This window comes from Rhizobium sp. BIGb0125 (genome assembly GCF_024810055.1).
In the GTDB taxonomy this organism is placed as follows: Bacteria; Pseudomonadota; Alphaproteobacteria; order Rhizobiales; family Rhizobiaceae; genus Agrobacterium.
Map to the genome: position 1 here is coordinate 350,709 of NZ_JANUDV010000005.1, position 15,054 is coordinate 365,762.

At 54.2% G+C, this 15,054-nt stretch carries 15 protein-coding genes; 3 read left to right on the forward strand and 12 right to left on the reverse strand.

Annotation, left to right across the window (positions count from 1 at the left end; translation table 11 throughout):
• Nucleotides 1-22: 22 nt before the first annotated feature.
• From M2418_RS16060 to M2418_RS16085, 6 genes are all read right to left on the reverse strand, one after another.
• Entirely contained in the window at nucleotides 23-1,312 is a 1,290-nt protein-coding gene (locus M2418_RS16060; RefSeq protein WP_259147789.1) for a CpaE family protein, read from the reverse strand.
• 35 nt (nucleotides 1,313-1,347) lie between these two features.
• On the reverse strand, nucleotides 1,348-2,082 hold the full coding sequence (locus M2418_RS16065; RefSeq protein WP_259147790.1) for a CpaD family pilus assembly protein: 735 nt from the start codon (nucleotides 2,080-2,082) through the stop codon (nucleotides 1,348-1,350).
• A gap of 14 nt (nucleotides 2,083-2,096) precedes the next feature.
• On the reverse strand, nucleotides 2,097-3,692 hold the full coding sequence (locus tag M2418_RS16070) for a type II and III secretion system protein family protein (protein WP_259147791.1): 1,596 nt from the start codon (nucleotides 3,690-3,692) through the stop codon (nucleotides 2,097-2,099).
• Complete coding sequence (gene cpaB / locus M2418_RS16075; RefSeq protein WP_259147792.1) at nucleotides 3,689-4,501, reverse strand: Flp pilus assembly protein CpaB; 813 nt, start codon at nucleotides 4,499-4,501, stop codon at nucleotides 3,689-3,691. The genes M2418_RS16070 and cpaB overlap by 4 nt, the downstream gene beginning before the upstream one ends.
• A 142-nt stretch (nucleotides 4,502-4,643) precedes the next feature.
• Nucleotides 4,644-5,156: a prepilin peptidase gene (locus M2418_RS16080; RefSeq protein WP_259147793.1), complete on the reverse strand. Its 513-nt coding sequence runs from the start codon at nucleotides 5,154-5,156 to the stop codon at nucleotides 4,644-4,646.
• Nucleotides 5,157-5,269: 113 nt separating this feature from the next.
• The gene (locus M2418_RS16085; protein WP_192486760.1) at nucleotides 5,270-5,452 is read right to left on the reverse strand and encodes a Flp family type IVb pilin; all 183 of its coding nucleotides are present in this window, start codon (nucleotides 5,450-5,452) and stop codon (nucleotides 5,270-5,272) included.
• Between the two features lie 467 nt (nucleotides 5,453-5,919).
• Between M2418_RS16085 and M2418_RS16090 the strand changes: the two genes are divergently transcribed.
• On the forward strand, nucleotides 5,920-6,276 hold the full coding sequence (locus M2418_RS16090) for a pilus assembly protein N-terminal domain-containing protein (RefSeq protein WP_405049446.1): 357 nt from the start codon (nucleotides 5,920-5,922) through the stop codon (nucleotides 6,274-6,276).
• A gap of 70 nt (nucleotides 6,277-6,346) precedes the next feature.
• Here M2418_RS16090 and dnaA read toward each other — a convergent pair whose 3' ends face one another.
• The 4 genes from dnaA to mutM all read right to left on the reverse strand — a co-directional run bounded on the left by dnaA (nucleotide 6,347) and on the right by mutM (nucleotide 10,864).
• Nucleotides 6,347-7,915, reverse strand: coding sequence for a chromosomal replication initiator protein DnaA (dnaA, locus tag M2418_RS16095; RefSeq protein WP_192486759.1), 1,569 nt, complete (start codon nucleotides 7,913-7,915; stop codon nucleotides 6,347-6,349).
• 772 nt (nucleotides 7,916-8,687) lie between these two features.
• Nucleotides 8,688-8,954 (reverse strand): 30S ribosomal protein S20, encoded by a 267-nt coding sequence (gene rpsT, locus M2418_RS16100; RefSeq protein ID WP_259147795.1) that lies wholly within the window; start codon nucleotides 8,952-8,954, stop codon nucleotides 8,688-8,690.
• A 204-nt stretch (nucleotides 8,955-9,158) separates the two neighbouring features.
• Nucleotides 9,159-9,932 carry an enoyl-CoA hydratase gene (locus M2418_RS16105; RefSeq protein ID WP_192486757.1) on the reverse strand — a complete coding sequence of 258 codons (774 nt, stop codon included), beginning with the start codon at nucleotides 9,930-9,932 and terminating at the stop codon, nucleotides 9,159-9,161.
• Nucleotides 9,933-9,955: 23 nt separating this feature from the next.
• Nucleotides 9,956-10,864, reverse strand: a complete 909-nt coding sequence (gene mutM, locus M2418_RS16110; RefSeq protein WP_259147798.1) for a bifunctional DNA-formamidopyrimidine glycosylase/DNA-(apurinic or apyrimidinic site) lyase — start codon at nucleotides 10,862-10,864, stop codon at nucleotides 9,956-9,958.
• 143 nt (nucleotides 10,865-11,007) lie between these two features.
• Between mutM and ubiE the strand changes: the two genes are divergently transcribed.
• Both ubiE and ubiB read left to right on the forward strand, forming a co-directional pair.
• Complete coding sequence (ubiE, locus tag M2418_RS16115) at nucleotides 11,008-11,784, forward strand: bifunctional demethylmenaquinone methyltransferase/2-methoxy-6-polyprenyl-1,4-benzoquinol methylase UbiE (protein ID WP_192486755.1); 777 nt, start codon at nucleotides 11,008-11,010, stop codon at nucleotides 11,782-11,784.
• A 36-nt stretch (nucleotides 11,785-11,820) separates the two neighbouring features.
• Entirely contained in the window at nucleotides 11,821-13,395 is a 1,575-nt protein-coding gene (gene ubiB, locus M2418_RS16120) for a 2-polyprenylphenol 6-hydroxylase (RefSeq protein WP_259147799.1), read from the forward strand.
• On the opposite strand, the gene M2418_RS16125 is transcribed toward ubiB, so the two are convergent.
• A complete protein-coding gene (locus M2418_RS16125; RefSeq protein ID WP_250983386.1) occupies nucleotides 13,388-13,747 on the reverse strand; it encodes an MmcQ/YjbR family DNA-binding protein in 360 nt (119 codons plus the stop codon). The two genes, ubiB and M2418_RS16125, sit on opposite strands and share 8 nt — an antisense overlap.
• Entirely contained in the window at nucleotides 13,744-14,949 is a 1,206-nt protein-coding gene (coaBC, locus tag M2418_RS16130) for a bifunctional phosphopantothenoylcysteine decarboxylase/phosphopantothenate--cysteine ligase CoaBC (RefSeq protein WP_250983385.1), read from the reverse strand. The genes M2418_RS16125 and coaBC overlap by 4 nt, the downstream gene beginning before the upstream one ends.
• Nucleotides 14,950-15,054: the final 105 nt, after the last annotated feature.

The following is a 15,054-nucleotide window of genomic DNA, read 5'->3' on the forward strand; positions in this document are numbered from 1 at the left end:
TCCAGTTTCATCGAGCAGCGGTTTATTTCCGCTTTAGCAATTCCATAATCTTACCTAGCCCCGGTTTCTTTGCCTTCTTGGCGCTCGCACGCCCGGTCACGAGGTGGGCAATCTGCGAAAATGTCTCCGCAATAGGTGATTTCGCATCAATCTCGCTGATCATACGACCGCTATTGGCCGCATTGCCAAACAACTGGACATCAAATGGAATGATGGCAATCGGAGAGATTTCCAGCGGCTCGAAGAAATCGGCGGGCGCAATCTCCGGGCGTTTCGCCATGCCGACTTGGTTGAGGACCAGATGTGGCGGCTTGTCGTTCGGGCGCATTTTTTTCAGGGAATCCAGCATATTCTTGGTGTTGCGCAGGTTGGCGAGGTCAGGAACGGCGGTGATCACCACCTCGTCTGCCTCTGCTAGAACGCTGCGTGTCCACTCACACCAGCCATGTGGAATATCCAGTACCGCGACAGGCGCGGTTCGCTGCAACAGTTCCATCACCGGCTGGAATGCGGCGCGATCAAAATCATAGGCACGATCAAGCATGGACGGCGCTGCCAGCAGCGAAAGATGTTCGGAACATTTCGTCAAAAGGCGATCGAGAAACATCTCATCCAAACGTTCCGGCGAAAACACGGCTTCGGCAATGCCCTGCGCCGGATCCTGATCGAAGTCGATATTGGCAGTCCCGAATGGAAGGTCAAAATCAGCAAGAATGGTTTCTGTCGAAAAAAGGTTTGAGATGCCAAAGGCGCAGTTATGCGCAATAGTCGACGATCCAACCCCACCCTTCGCTCCGATGAAGGCGATATTGCGTCCCAAAGGTTCAGCCTCTGGATCGACAAAGATGGCCGAAATAGACGAGAGGAGATCCGACATCTTGACCGGAGCAACGAGATATTCGGATATGCCGTTGCGGATAAGGTCCCGGTAGAGTGAGATGTCATTGTAATGACCAACAATGACGACACGCGTGGAGGGATCACAGACTTCGGCCAGCGGGGACAACTCATCCATCAGCTTTGATGGATCACATTTCGTTTCGAGAATGATCAGGTTGGGTGTCGGTGACGATGAAAACATGCCTGCAGCGGCTGCAATATCACCATTGGTAATACGCAGGCTGACTTTACCCATACGCCGGTCACTGCCCAGACGCTCCATGACGCGCAGCATAACTTCGCTTTCGCAAAAGCTATGAATGGAAATCCGCGGCAAGGGCCGCAGATTATCCATGTCGGAAGGCTTGTGCAGGTCCTCGAAGTTCACTTCGTCGTCACCACTGCCTTTAATCTCGTATTCTATCGCGCTCATGTTTCACCTGTCAGGAAATGGAGTACCGGCCTGCATTAGTCAGCGGAGGCGGTATTATCTCCGTTGCGGTACCCATCAATGACAACAGACCGGCGTTCAGCATCAATTGGCGTCATGCCACGGGGGGCTACAAGGTCCATCGGATTGGCGATCTGGGCCGCGAGGTTATTTTGCGTCGCGCAACCGAAATTATGCCAGTTGCGATTTTTGGACGTGTTACTGGTTAGATCTTCCGGCCACTCGCCGCACTGCCCTGTCATGGCCGTCACCGCGACATAGCTGAGACGGATTGGCGCAGCATCACCCTGTGGGCCAGCAGCGTAAACTGTTTCAACGATCTTGCCGGCAGGGACACCCGAGCCCGTCAAGATCGTGCGGATCTGCTTGCCCATGCGTGACGCGGCTGCTGAATTGGGCGAGCCAGATGGCAATTGTATCTGCACGATACCGGTCGACGTTCCCTTGTAGCTGGAAACGAACCCCCTGATATTATCGGCCGCCGGCGTGGTCAAACGGCTGTCCCCTGAAGAGACCGGAATATCGATCGTGTGTTCTGCTTCATTCAGCGTGATTGGGTGGCGCGTACGGTAATCATCCGGGATAGCGCCAGTATTCATGCCATCCCGCGTGCCGCAGGCCTGCAGCAAGCCGGCCATCGCAGTCACGGCAAGCGCAAAGGATACCCTGCGAAGCGGCGAAGCGTAAACTGTTGTCTGTGTTGCCAGCATGGTGGCCCCCCTCGTGCCGGGAGCAGCGGCATACGGTTTCATCTGAAGCTCCATCGTCATTTGTAGATAAACCCAACAGTGCCCTGGTACGGTGCGGCTGGAGCCTTCTCCTTGCGGCCGTACACCTTGTTGACGCGGTTCATGAAATACATGGCGGCATCGTTTTCCGGGTTAAAGTTGTCATCCGGGCGAGCAATCTGATTACGCGCCACCGGGCGAACGAGATACGGCGTGGCAATGATGACCAGTTCCGTTTCGTTGCGGATGAAGTCCTTGCTGCGGAAAAGCGTGCCGAAAATCGGCACCTTGGAGATACCAGGCAGACCGGACATGGCCTGGCGAATGTTATCCTGCACCAGACCGGCAATCACAATCGAACCACCTGACGGCAGCTCTACAGTGGTTGACGCCTCACGTTTGCGAATGGACATATAGGTCGCGCCTGGCGTGCTGCGCATAGTGCTGCCGGTGACGACGCTACCTTCATAGGTCGGTTCGGACACGTTGGTTTCAATTTTCAAGCTGATGCGGCCAGGAGAGAGCACAACAGGGCGGAAGTTGAGCTCGATACCGTAATCAACAGTATTCGTCTGGCGTGTCAGAACCGAGCGTTCCCCGCCGGTCACTGGATTTTCCTCAGTGGAAATTTCCTGCGTGCCTTGCATGCGGAATTCACCACCAACATAGAACTTGGCCTGCTCACCGGAAATAGCGGTCAGGCTCGGTTCTGCCAATGTCCGCATGACACCAGCCTGTTCCATGGCGTTGATATATGACGAAAAGCGCATCGACCCCGACCCGATCGAGCCGGTAATCGCGCCCGAGGACGGATTGACGGCAGCGCCCAGATTGGCCGGGTTTGCAAATGAGAAGCCATTGCCACTGCTCGTGCTGCCAATGGAACCACTGAAACCAAGTTGCTTCAGCACCTGCCTGCTGACCTCGGCCACCGTAACCTTCAGCGTGACCTGATCCTCACCTTCAATCGTCAGCATATTAACGATCTGTGATGTCTGGCGCTGTTCGGCGAAAATTGCCGCGTCGCCACCATTATCGCCGCCTGTCAATGTTACATTGCGGGTGGTAGCTTCACCGCCTTTGAGGAAGGCTTCAGCGAGTTGGACCGCACGTGCTGAATCCTGTGGTGTCCGCACTGTGCCCGTCAGAACAATGTTGTCCGAAACGATCTCAACCTTGATATCGGAATCGGTGATGAAGCGGCGCAGATTGGCTTCAAGACCATTGATGTCACGCTCGACCTCGAGATCGAGGCTGACGATTTCCTCACCATGGGCACCGAAAATGAAGATGTTTGTCTGGCCGACAGATTTGCCAAACAGGTAGATGCGCCGGGATGTGCGTGTGACAGCGTCTGCCATGCTTGGATCTGCAACGAGAATATCATGCGCATCCTGTGGCAGGTCGACAACCAGCGCCTTGTTCAAGCCAAGCTTGAGACGCTTACGTGTGCCCTTGCCACTTTCGGTAATACGAATGATGCTTTCAGACGCGGCTTGCGCTTCAGCTTGCTGGAAGCCGCGAGGTGTAAAGTCACCCGGAATACCGGAAAAAGCCAGGCAGAATGCCAGGCTTGCCGTGACGGAGGAACGGAGTGTCCGTTTGATGTTTCTCACGTTACCTCTCCCGCTCATTGTGATGCACCTTGCTGTTGGCCGTTCTTGACGATCGAGCCGGATTTAATGACCTGAATTTCAGGTTGGCCAGTGCCGCCGCTCAGCAGGTAATCCGCCGAAACAGTGTCACTTTCCTGGGCGTCTGATACGGAACGCAGCGACAGGGTCAGCCGATCAGCCATCTGCTGCGCAACAGTAATGATGCGGGCCTGATCCGGTGTCAGTTCCAGCGTCGCGGTTGCACCGACAACGGATGACACACCATCTTCGCCCTCACGGATTTGCTGGTCGATTGCCAGAACCCGCACGTTGTTGAGAACATTTTCCGTCTGGAAAGAGCCTTCATCGCCCTTGCGAACCATGATGACATCCACCCGGTCGTTGGGCAGGACAAAACCACCCGCGCCGGTGGCGACCGATATTTCCGTTGCAACAGCGCGTTTGCCGGCTGGCAACAGGGCAGACATGATGCGGCTGCTGGAATCGACAACTTTTTCGGGACGTACGGGTTCGCCTTCAAACATTGGCAAACGCACGATAGCACCAGTCAACTCTGTCAGAGCTTCTGGGCGATTGTCCTGCGTGACATATCCTTCAACGACGCTGCCTTGCGGCCATGGCACCCAACGGACTGAATCAGGATTCAATCGGCTGCCAACCGGCAGGTTGACCGACGATACAAGCACGTTGACCGTTGGCTCTTTCTGTATGATTGCTTCTGCCTTCTCCACGACCTGTGGAGTGCTGGCAAGGTTCATTGCAATCATCCCGGCGAGACCGGCAGCAACGACTGCGACGGACAGAATGATGATGCGTGCGGGTTTCATGACCAATCCTGAGGCTTTGAATTCGCCTTTTAGGATGGCCCGCAATTCGTGTAATTATGGTTAACGCACCACTTACATTCGTGGTTAACAAGAGATTTCCGGAAAATATTGTTGTAAACGGTCTATTTACTGACTGATAATCTCAGGAAAGGCTGGCAATCGCCGCTTTGACGATAGGCGCTTCGGCGTAGGTAATCAGGCCGGCGGCACCAATAGCGATGCCATATGGCACCTTATTCGCTGTCAGAAGCGAATTGGGAATTGGTAACCCAGTTGCAAGCAATGTCACCGCCTGCGAACGCATCAGCAGGATCAGCAGTGTCAAAACACCACCTGCATAACCGACAGCTGTCAGAAACAGAAAAAGTGATTGATCAAATCCAAACCACACTGCAGCAGCCGTCAGGAGTTTTGCGTCACCGCCGCCCATAACATTCATGGCAAATAGGCAGAAACAGATTGCAAATACGGCAAATCCAGCCAGCAGGCTCATGCCAATTGCCGACCATTCCATGCCCGTAAAGGGTGCTACCACAAGGAATGCACCGAACAGGATCAACGAAACCCTATTGGGTATGGTCATAGTGAAAAGATCAGTGAATGCCGCTAGCGTGAGGCATAAAGGCAGGATCAGAAAAATCGCAGCAATAACCATGATTATCTCTCCTTTATGTCTTTGGATACGCGAGTTCAAAAGTTCATCTGAACAATGTGAATAAAACAGTACTGCCCCGAATAAACGGGGCAGCGTTCAACATATATATTGAATTATGGAGCCTTCGCGCCAACTGTCAGGTATGTGGACAAATTGTTGAACTGAGTGTTCAGCTTGTTGCCCAGGGCAGTGGCACCGGTGATGAGCGCGACGGAAATCAGCGCTGCAATCAGGCCGTATTCGATAGCGGTTGCGCCGGATTCGTCCTTGACGAAACGTGCGAAAATCTTGGTCATGGAAACTCTCCTGGTCTGTTGTTTGTTGTTCAGCACACCGACAACTGTTTCCGTTGTTCGGTTGGACAAAACCTACACAGAAGCGATTGCCATCCCCTTAAGAAATCGCCTTAACAAAGTGTGAACGCATTTCTAATTTTGGGATGGTAAATAACTTACTCAATACGTTGAAAAACCGCCTCTATTCTGAAAATTACACAATTTCATAAGTATTCGGACTGGCAATCAACCTCGGATATGCTTCATTTCGAGATTCACCCGCGCACCAAAATGAAACGCAGGCGTCCAGAATGCCGACAGCAGTGTTTAATGTGACCCATATTAAAATGGTTAAACCGACTTTCGCCTTAACGCTTCATTAACCAAACCTGAGCATTATCTCTCGAATAGGAAATATTGTTCCGGCGTAAAAAAGGCATTTGATGGCAATGGCACTCCGTTCGCTGGCAAAAATCACAATTGCTGCCATGGCAATCCTGTTGCCAATGGCTGGCATTGCCACGTCTGACGACGACATGCTGCGGGTGTCAATGAACCATGCGCGGGTTCTGCGGCTGGATCGTCCCGTCAGCAAAGTGATTGTCGGAAACGCCAAGGTGGCGGACGCGACGGTTTCAGACGCGCATACAATTGTGCTGACTGGCCGCAGCTATGGGACAACCAATCTTGTGCTGCTGGATGCCGACGGCAACGCCATTGTCGATGAACGCATTCTGGTGTCGATTGACGAAGGCAACACGGTGCGCGTGTTCCGTCAAACTGAACGGACGGTGTTGTCCTGTACACCGAACTGTGAGCAGCACTCACAAAATGAAGGGCCTTAACACATCCCTTCATCAGAAAAAAGAAAAGCGGCCCGAAGACCGCTTCTCTTGAAAATATGGACTGGAAAAATCAGGCGTTATTCTCGTTGATCAAACGCTTTAGAAGTTCAACCTCATGGCCGAGCTTGGTATCTGCGCCAATCAGTTCCTCGATCTTGCGCACGGCATGCAGAACAGTGGTGTGATCGCGGCCACCAAAACGACGTCCGATTTCCGGAAAGGAACGCGGGGTCAGCATTTTTGACAGGTACATGGCGACCTGACGTGGTTTGACGATAACGCGTGTGCGACGGTTCGAGACAAGCTCCTGTCGAGACACGTTATAATGACGGGCCACAATACGCTGGATGTCTTCGATACGAACCCGCTTTGCTTCCCCGGCCCCTACCAGATGCGACAGAAGCTCGTCGACGCGTTCAACCGACAATAATGGCTCGAATGAACGACGGAAAATGAGCTGGTTGAAAGCACCTTCCAGTTCACGACCACTTGCCGTTACGCTGCGCGCAACATGGGTGAGAATTTCCTCGGGAATTTCCAGAGCCGGATCATCCTGTCTGGCAGTGCCGAGACGACGGTTCAGCATTTCATAACGCATGTCGTAGTCGGGGCCTTCGATTTCGACGGCCATACCGCCCTGAAGACGCGAACGAACACGCGGATCGAGCGATTCCAGTTCCCATGGAGCACGGTCAGCGGCCACAACAACCTGCTTTGCACTATCAAGCAACATATTCAGCAGATGGCAGAACTCGTGTTGGATCATCTTGCCCTGCAGGAACTGCATGTCATCAATGACCAGAAGGTCGATGTTACGCAATGTATCCTTGAGGGTCAGGGCATCGTTGTCGCGGATCGCGGTCGCGAAACGCCACATGAAATATTCAGCTGTCAGGTAGACCACGCGCGAATTGCGCGGGCTGTCGATTGCAGCATTGGCAATGGCCTGAAGAAGGTGGGTTTTACCCAAACCAACACCTGCATGGATAAACAGCGGGTTGAAGCGCACAGCACCTGCACCAGCTTCAGCAATCGTCTTGGCCGCCGCCAGCGCAACACGGTTGGAAGAACCTTCAACGAAGGTATCAAAGGTAAAACGGCTGTCGAGCGGCGAACCGAACAGCGGTCCACCCGATGTCTGGCGTGCAGGCTGAGCCTGGCTTGCGGCTGCTGGTACAGACATACCAATCGGCTGGGCTGCTGCAGTTTTGCTGCGGGCAGCGACCGGTGCCATGGTCTCGGTTGCCGGTTCGGCGCGTTCAGCAGTCTGCGGAACGCGAACATTTGTACGGGTTGCCGAACGGACGAGAATCTCGACCTTCAGAACCTCAGGATCCTCACTCTGCACAAGGCTGGTGATCAGATCAATATAACGGTTGTTGATCCAGGACTTCAAAAACGTCGTTGGAACTGTGAAACGAACGACACTCTTGGAAACCGAATGAAGTTTAAGCCGCGCAAACCAGCTTGCGTAAACTTCAGGACCGACCTGCGCCTTCAAGCGTGCACTGAAGCGTTCAAACAGTGCATCTTGAGTCATCTTCGATTTGTCCCCTACCGGTTCAGAGCAAACGTCATCACATGCCTGCGATGCGCGGTCCCCGTTTACCGCCGCACCCATCACCAAATTCATTTGCATATTGCCGCCTTTCAAATTGCCAATCATAGCCTGACGAAAATACCCCGCCAGGGAAAACCTTCTCGTTATTGCCTTGAGCTACCCCCTCGTTAAGAATCGCTCAAAGTTCGTTTATTGCTCGCGAGCCGGTTGTCCCATTTCCCTCTTCATCATGGAGAGGCCTGCGATGCACTTGTCGGTGCTCCTTTCGTTTCAACTTCAGATCACTTTTTTCAAGACAAAGAAATTCCGCTCTACAACCATCACAGTTGCAGCCTGCATCGTGTCGATATCTGAAAAAACGGGATGAAAAACATCCCGCCGCAAGGAACTATCGAACCTTCGAATTCAATACTCGAAACAGTTGATGGATTGTAATCCGTGCCCCCTGACGAGGTGCATTTAGGCAGGATCGTAGGTTGAGATCAATGGTCATTTTTCTGCAAAGCCGAAGATCAGCCATTGACTCTGACTAACCATTTTGCATCACGCCGGGCCTATTTTGGAGAATCGCTTATGAATCAATGAGATTCAAATTTCTAGGCTTTCGCGAGGCTATCCAAATAAAAAAATTAAAAAAAAACTTGACTCGAAACCTCTGCCACCTTTCGCAGAGAAAGATAGGCTACTTGATAAAGACCTCTCGCAAGCATTTGATTTTAAATGATTTTTTGTGTCATCAGCTTGACTTGGGATTGTCATGTTAAATGCCGAGACGTTAATAAACGGTTACAAGCACAAAAAGCCCGGTCCGAAGACCAGGCTTTTAAAATTATATTCCAAAAGGATTATATTAGGCTGCGAGAGCCTTAACGCGCTGTGCCAAACGGGACACCTTGCGGGATGCGGTGTTGCCGTGAAGAACACCCTTGGTGACTGCGCGCTGGATTTCCGGCTGAGCGGCCTTCAGAGCTTCGGTTGCAACAGCGAGATCGCCAGTTGCAATCGCTTCTTCAACCTTACGGATGAAGCCACGAACGCGCGAACGACGAGCCTTGTTGACTGCAGTGCGGCGAGCGATCTTGCGGGTCGCCTTTTTCGCCGAAGTTGTATTGGCCATGTATGCCTCTCTTCGAATTCGATTTAATTTCCACAACCACAGGACAGAGTCTTTCAAAGACCTCACGTTCCAGAATTGCGGGAGTTATTTGGACAAGCCTGACGGGCTATCCTTTACCGTGGGCGGGCATATAGCTCGAATGCGCGCGCCCGTCAACGCGCATTTTCAACGAAACCAGAGATTCCGACTCCATTGCGCGAAATATCAGCGATTGCGAAACGCCGGTTTCCGCTTCTCCACGAATGCAGCCATACCTTCCTTCTGGTCCTGTGTTGCAAAGAGCGAGTGGAACATACGCCGCTCAAACCGCAGACCTTCTGCAAGCGGCAGTTCAAAGGCGCGGTTGACGCTTTCCTTGGCCATAAGAACGGAGGCACGCGACAGGGAGGCTATACGTGTGGCGGCTTCCACAGCCTCGTCCAGCAGCTTCTCTGGCGCGACAATGCGGGACACAAGGCCAGCACGCTCAGCCTCGACAGCGTCCATCATACGGCCCGTCAAAATGAGATCCATAGCCTTGGCCTTGCCTACGGCGCGGGTTAACCGCTGCGAGCCACCCATGCCGGGTATAATGCCCAGTGTAATTTCGGGCTGGCCAAACTTTGCCGTATCCGATGCGATGATGAAATCGCAGATCATTGCAAGCTCGCAACCACCACCCAGTGCGAAACCGGATACGGCGGCAATGACCGGCTTACGGGTAGCCGCAACATCGTCCCAGCCACCGATAAAGTCGCCCAGATAGGCGTCGACAAAATCGAGCGTCTGCATTTCCTTGATGTCGGCACCAGCCGCAAATGCCTTTTCCGATCCGGTGATGACAATGGCGCCGATGGAATCGTCTGTCGTGAACGACTGCATAATGTGGCGCATCTCTTTCATGACCGTCGAGTTCAGCGCGTTCAGAGCCTTGGGACGATTGAGGGTGATGACACCAACCTCATCGCGCTTTTCCACCAGCAACGTTTCATAATCCATGGCCGTTCTCCCTAGGGCTCGTGTCAGGTCTGGCAAACCGCGCAATAGAAAGTAGAGCGACCTGCCTGCGTGATGCGTGTCACCGTACCCGCGCAACCGGGTGTGCGGCAAGCGTACCCTTCCCGGTCGTAGACGGAAAAGGAGTGCTGGAAATAACCGAGCGTACCATCCGTCTGGATATGGTCTTTCAGTGACGATCCTCCTGCGGCGATGGCATCGGCAATCACGTCACGAATTTTCTGGGTCAGCAGAACCAGTCGGTCACTCGCCTCACCCGCTTTGGTCACCAGCGTACCGGCTGCCCGCTGCGGCGACAGGCCCGACCGCCACAGGGCCTCACAGACGTAGATATTGCCGAGACCTGCGATGATCTTCTGGTCAAGCAACACTGTCTTCAAGGGCTGCTTACGGCCCGCAAAACGGCTGGCAAGATAATCGGCACTCAAGCTGTTACCTGTGGGTTCCGGGCCAAGGCTTTCAAATGCCGGATAGCGATCGATATGGCGCCGATTGATCAGATGCATGAAACCAAACCGGCGCGGGTCATTATAGATCACGCGCTGCGGCCCACTTTCCGTTTGTAAATGAAAGATCACATGATCGTGCTTTTCATCCTTTGAACGTGGGTGATGGAACTCACCCGGCGTCTCAGGTTCACCCTTGCCACTGCTAACGCCCCCCGCCTCGATACGGAACGATCCGGACATACCAAGATGGGCAACGACCGTGCGGTCTTCCTCCAGATCAATCAGCAGATATTTGGCGCGGCGGCCAAGCGACAGAATCTTGCGACCGGCAAGATCAGGACCAAAACCTTCCGAGAACGGAAACCGAAGATCAGCCCGACGCAATTCCACCGCATCAACCAGCGCGCCTTCCATGGTGGGCGCCAGACCGCGCCTGACTGTTTCTACCTCTGGCAATTCGGGCATGGCATTCATCCAGTTGTTTATCGATGCGACTTTATGCTCTATAGACCACCTGCACATATCGCGGCCATTTGATACCGTCACAGATAGCGTCGCGAAAGCGTTTCCGCTATGGTCCGCCGCGCAATAAAGAATGGAGACAGACAATGACCGAGGCCCGCACCACCGCAGATGGCGGCATGGAAACGTCTTACGGCTTTCACAAGGTCGAAGAAGGCCAGAAGCAGGGCATGGTCAACGAGGTCTTCCATAAGGTCGCCAAGAAATATGACATCATGAATGATGTGATGTCTGCCGGTCTGCACCGCCTATGGAAAGATGCGATGGTATCCTCGCTCAATCCGCGCAAGGATCCGACCTACAAGGTGCTGGATGTTGCGGGCGGCACGGGCGACGTTGCGTTTCGTATCGTCGAGGCGTCGAACCGGCTGGCGCATGCCACGGTTCTCGACATTAATGGCTCCATGCTGGGTGTCGGTCAGGAACGGGCTGCCAAGAAAGGTCTTTCCGAAAATTTGACGTTTGTTGAGGCCAATGCCGAAGAGCTGCCACTGGAAAGCAACAGCTTTGATGCATACACGATTGCATTTGGCATTCGTAACGTACCGCGTATCGATTTCGCCCTGAAAGAAGCCCACCGCGTTCTGAAACGTGGCGGCCGTCTGCTGGTGTTGGAATTTTCCGAAGTGGAAATGCCGCTGCTCGACCGGGTCTATGATCTGTGGTCGTTCAATGCCATTCCGCAGTTCGGCAAGATGATTACCGGTGATGCCGAGCCCTATCAGTATCTGGTCGAATCCATCCGCAAATTTCCCAAGCAGGAAGATTTCGCGACGATGATCCGCACCGCCGGTTTCTCGCGCGTCAGCTACACAAATTATACCGGCGGCATCGCTGCACTGCATTCCGGCTGGAAACTGTAATCCAATGACTTTCTACCGTCAGAACAGAGCATTTGCATGAGCTTACCGGGTGCATATTTCCGGCTGGCACGGGTCGGCTGGGTTCTCGTGCGTGAGGGCGTGTTTCTGGCACTGCCGTCCGATGATCTGCCCGCATCGGCAAAATTTGCCAAAGCGCTGCTGAAACCCTTTGCGCGCAACCGTGCCAAAAGTCGCGAGCGTAGCGACAGGCTGGCGCGTGCGGTGGAACGGCTCGGGCCGTCCTATGTCAAGATGGGCCAGTTTCTGGCGACCCGCCCTGATGTGGTGGGTGCCGAATTTGCCGATGACCTGGCTGGTCTTCAGGACCGTATGGCATTTTTCCCGATCAGCGCGGCAAAGGCCAATATCGAGGGATCGCTCGGCCGTCCGGTGACCGAGCTTTACCGCGAGTTTGGCGATCCGATTGCCGCCGCTTCAATTGCGCAGGTGCATCCGGCCATCGTGGATACGCCACAGGGACCGCGCAAGGTTGCCGTCAAGGTCATCCGCCCCGGTGTGCGACAGCGCTTCCAGAACGATCTGGAAGCAATGTATCTGATTGCCGACCTGCAGCAGCGTTTCGTTCGTTCTGCCCGGCGCCTGCGTCCGGTTGAAGTTACCCGCGCGCTGGAGCAGACGACCAAGATCGAGATGGACCTGCGCCTTGAGGCTGCAGCCCTTTCAGAGATTGCCGAAAACACCAAAAACGACCCCGGTTTCCGCGTGCCTGACGTGGACTGGGAACGGACCGGCCGTGATGTCGTGACCATGGAGTGGATCGACGGCATCAAGATGTCTGACGTGGAGGCGCTGAAAGTGGCGGGCCACGATCTCGACAAGCTGGCCGATACGCTGATCCAGTCATTCCTGCGCCACACCCTGCGTGATGGCTTTTTCCACGCCGATATGCATCCCGGCAATCTGTTTGTCGATGCCAAGGGCATGATCGTTGCCGTCGACATGGGCATTGCCGGCCGTTTGGGGAAAAAGGAACGCCGATTCCTCGCCGAAATTCTCTATGGCTTCATTACCCGCGATTACATGCGCGTCGCCGAGGTGCATTTTGAGGCGGGTTATGTGCCCGGCCATCATGATATTGCGAGCTTTGCGCAGGCCATCCGCGCCATTGGCGAGCCGATCCACGGTCAACCAGCCGAAACCATTTCAATGGGCAAGTTGCTGACGCTGCTGTTTGAGGTTACCGAGCTTTTCGACATGGAAACCCGGCCTGAGCTGGTGATGCTGCAAAAAACGATGGTGGTAGTGGAAGGCGTTTCGCGCATTCTCAACCCACGCTTCAACATGTGGAAGGCTGCCGATCCGGTGGTTGGCAGCTGGATACGCGACAATCTCGGTCCCAAGCGCATCGTCACTGACTTGAAGGACGGCATGAAGGCGGCTGTAAAGCTGGCCGAGGCCATTCCGGAAATTGCCGCCAAGACCGAAAAACTGCATGGCGAACTGGTCTATATGAGCGAAAACGGCGTGCGTTTCGATCCGCAGACCGCAAAAGCCATCGGCAAGGCAGAAGCGCGTCACACCCGATGGGGCCGTATCGCGCTTTGGATCATTGCTTTGGTGCTGGTTTACATCGCAATACGGATCAGCTGATAGCGATCCCCAGCTCCGTGCGCAGCTTCTTGGTTAGCCCAGATGCTACCATGTCATAGGAGCGGCGCACATAATGCTCGAGTTCCTCGCGCTTCAGCGGGGAATGTTCTGCGATCGATATCCATTTGCGTTTGGCGAAATAGGGCGCCTGACCTATGCCTTCGAGCGAGGTGAGGATTTCAAAACTTTCCTCGGAGCACTTCACGACAAGACGCCAGTTATCGCTGTTGCCGAGAACGGCAAAAACCTTACCCCCGACTTTGGCAACGTGCGAATCCCACTGGTCGACAAAGGTTACACCCGGCCACTTCGACAACAGGTCATCAAAACCATTGCGGTCAAAAATGCTCATGCCAGTTTCTCCGCAATCATCGCTGCGAGACGGTCGGCAACTTCATCCTTGCCCATATCCGGCCAAGCCTCGACGCCATCTTTCGAAATCAGCTTTACCTGATTGCGCAGTCCGCCCATCACACCGGTTTCTGGGGATACGTCATTGGCGATGATCATGTCGGCGCCCTTGCGTTCCAGCTTGGCGCGGCCATTATTTTCGACGTCCTGTGTTTCCGCAGCAAAACCGATGACCAAAGTCGGACGTTTTTCATGATGACCGACGGTTTTCAGGATATCGGGGTTCTCTGTCAGCATGAGTGCCGGTGGTGCATCACCCGGCTGTTTCTTGATCTTCTGATCGGACGCAGTGGCCACCCGCCAGTCCGCAACCGCTGCCACAAAGACGGCAATGTCGGCTGGCAGACGCTCAATCACCGCATCACGCATTTCCTCGGCCCGCTCGACATGCACGGTGCTGACACCAGCGGGATCGGCAATGGTGACAGGGCCAGAGACCAGGGTCACTTTGGCACCCAGGCGTGCAAGGGCGGCAGCTATGGCGTGGCCCTGCCGGCCAGAGGACCGGTTGGCGATATAACGTACGGGATCAATCGGTTCATGGGTCGGACCTGAGGTCACAATCGCCGTTTTACCGGCCAGTGGTTTGGGCGCAGTATCAAAAAGTCCCGCGACGGCCTCAACGATCTGCAGCGGCTCGGCCATACGGCCCGTGCCGCCCTCGCCTTTCTCGGCCATTTCACCAGCCATCGGGCCAATGAAATGAATACCGTCGTTTTTCAATGTCACGATGTTGCGCTGTGTTGCACTGGCCGACCACATTTTCGGGTTCATGGCCGGAGCGATCAAAATTGGCTTGTCGGTGGCCAACAGCACGGTTGAAGCCAAATCATCGGCCAGACCATGTGTCATCTTGGCCATCAGATTTGCAGTAGCTGGGGCAACCAGAACAAGATCGCAATCGCGCGCCAGCCGGATATGGCCGACATCCTGCTCATCCTGCCGTGAAAAAAGCTCGGTAAAGACGTGGGTGGCTGACAGTGCACCAACCGCGAGCGGCGTGACAAATTCCTGCGCACCTGCGGTCATCACGGGCGTTACCTTTGCGCCACGCTCTTTCAGGCGGCGAATAAGATCAAGGCTCTTATAAGCCGCGATCCCGCCAGAAATGACCAGAAGAATGTGTTTGCCTGAAAGTGTCATGCGCGAAGTAACCGATTGATGTTTCAACCGACCCTAGCGCATCGCCACAAAAATCGGAATCGATTTTCGCAAGGTGCAAAACATCCCTCAAAAGCATGAAAGCGC

Excerpts from the sequence above, each read along its gene's own strand:
- M2418_RS16060 (WP_259147789.1), bottom strand. The coding sequence starts at position 1,312 with ATGAGCGCGATAGAATACGAGATTAAAGGCAGTGGTGACGACGAAGTG.
- M2418_RS16065 (WP_259147790.1), bottom strand. The coding sequence starts at position 2,082 with ATGAAACCGTATGCCGCTGCTCCCGGCACGAGGGGGGCCACCATGCTG.
- M2418_RS16070 (WP_259147791.1), bottom strand. The coding sequence starts at position 3,692 with ATGAGCGGGAGAGGTAACGTGAGAAACATCAAACGGACACTCCGTTCC.
- cpaB (WP_259147792.1), bottom strand. The coding sequence starts at position 4,501 with ATGAAACCCGCACGCATCATCATTCTGTCCGTCGCAGTCGTTGCTGCC.
- M2418_RS16080 (WP_259147793.1), bottom strand. The coding sequence starts at position 5,156 with ATGGTTATTGCTGCGATTTTTCTGATCCTGCCTTTATGCCTCACGCTA.
- M2418_RS16085 (WP_192486760.1), bottom strand. The coding sequence starts at position 5,452 with ATGACCAAGATTTTCGCACGTTTCGTCAAGGACGAATCCGGCGCAACC.
- M2418_RS16090 (WP_405049446.1), top strand. The coding sequence starts at position 5,920 with ATGGCAATCCTGTTGCCAATGGCTGGCATTGCCACGTCTGACGACGAC.
- dnaA (WP_192486759.1), bottom strand. The coding sequence starts at position 7,915 with ATGCAAATGAATTTGGTGATGGGTGCGGCGGTAAACGGGGACCGCGCA.
- rpsT (WP_259147795.1), bottom strand. The coding sequence starts at position 8,954 with ATGGCCAATACAACTTCGGCGAAAAAGGCGACCCGCAAGATCGCTCGC.
- M2418_RS16105 (WP_192486757.1), bottom strand. The coding sequence starts at position 9,932 with ATGGATTATGAAACGTTGCTGGTGGAAAAGCGCGATGAGGTTGGTGTC.
- mutM (WP_259147798.1), bottom strand. The coding sequence starts at position 10,864 with ATGCCCGAATTGCCAGAGGTAGAAACAGTCAGGCGCGGTCTGGCGCCC.
- ubiE (WP_192486755.1), top strand. The coding sequence starts at position 11,008 with ATGACCGAGGCCCGCACCACCGCAGATGGCGGCATGGAAACGTCTTAC.
- ubiB (WP_259147799.1), top strand. The coding sequence starts at position 11,821 with ATGAGCTTACCGGGTGCATATTTCCGGCTGGCACGGGTCGGCTGGGTT.
- M2418_RS16125 (WP_250983386.1), bottom strand. The coding sequence starts at position 13,747 with ATGAGCATTTTTGACCGCAATGGTTTTGATGACCTGTTGTCGAAGTGG.
- coaBC (WP_250983385.1), bottom strand. The coding sequence starts at position 14,949 with ATGACACTTTCAGGCAAACACATTCTTCTGGTCATTTCTGGCGGGATC.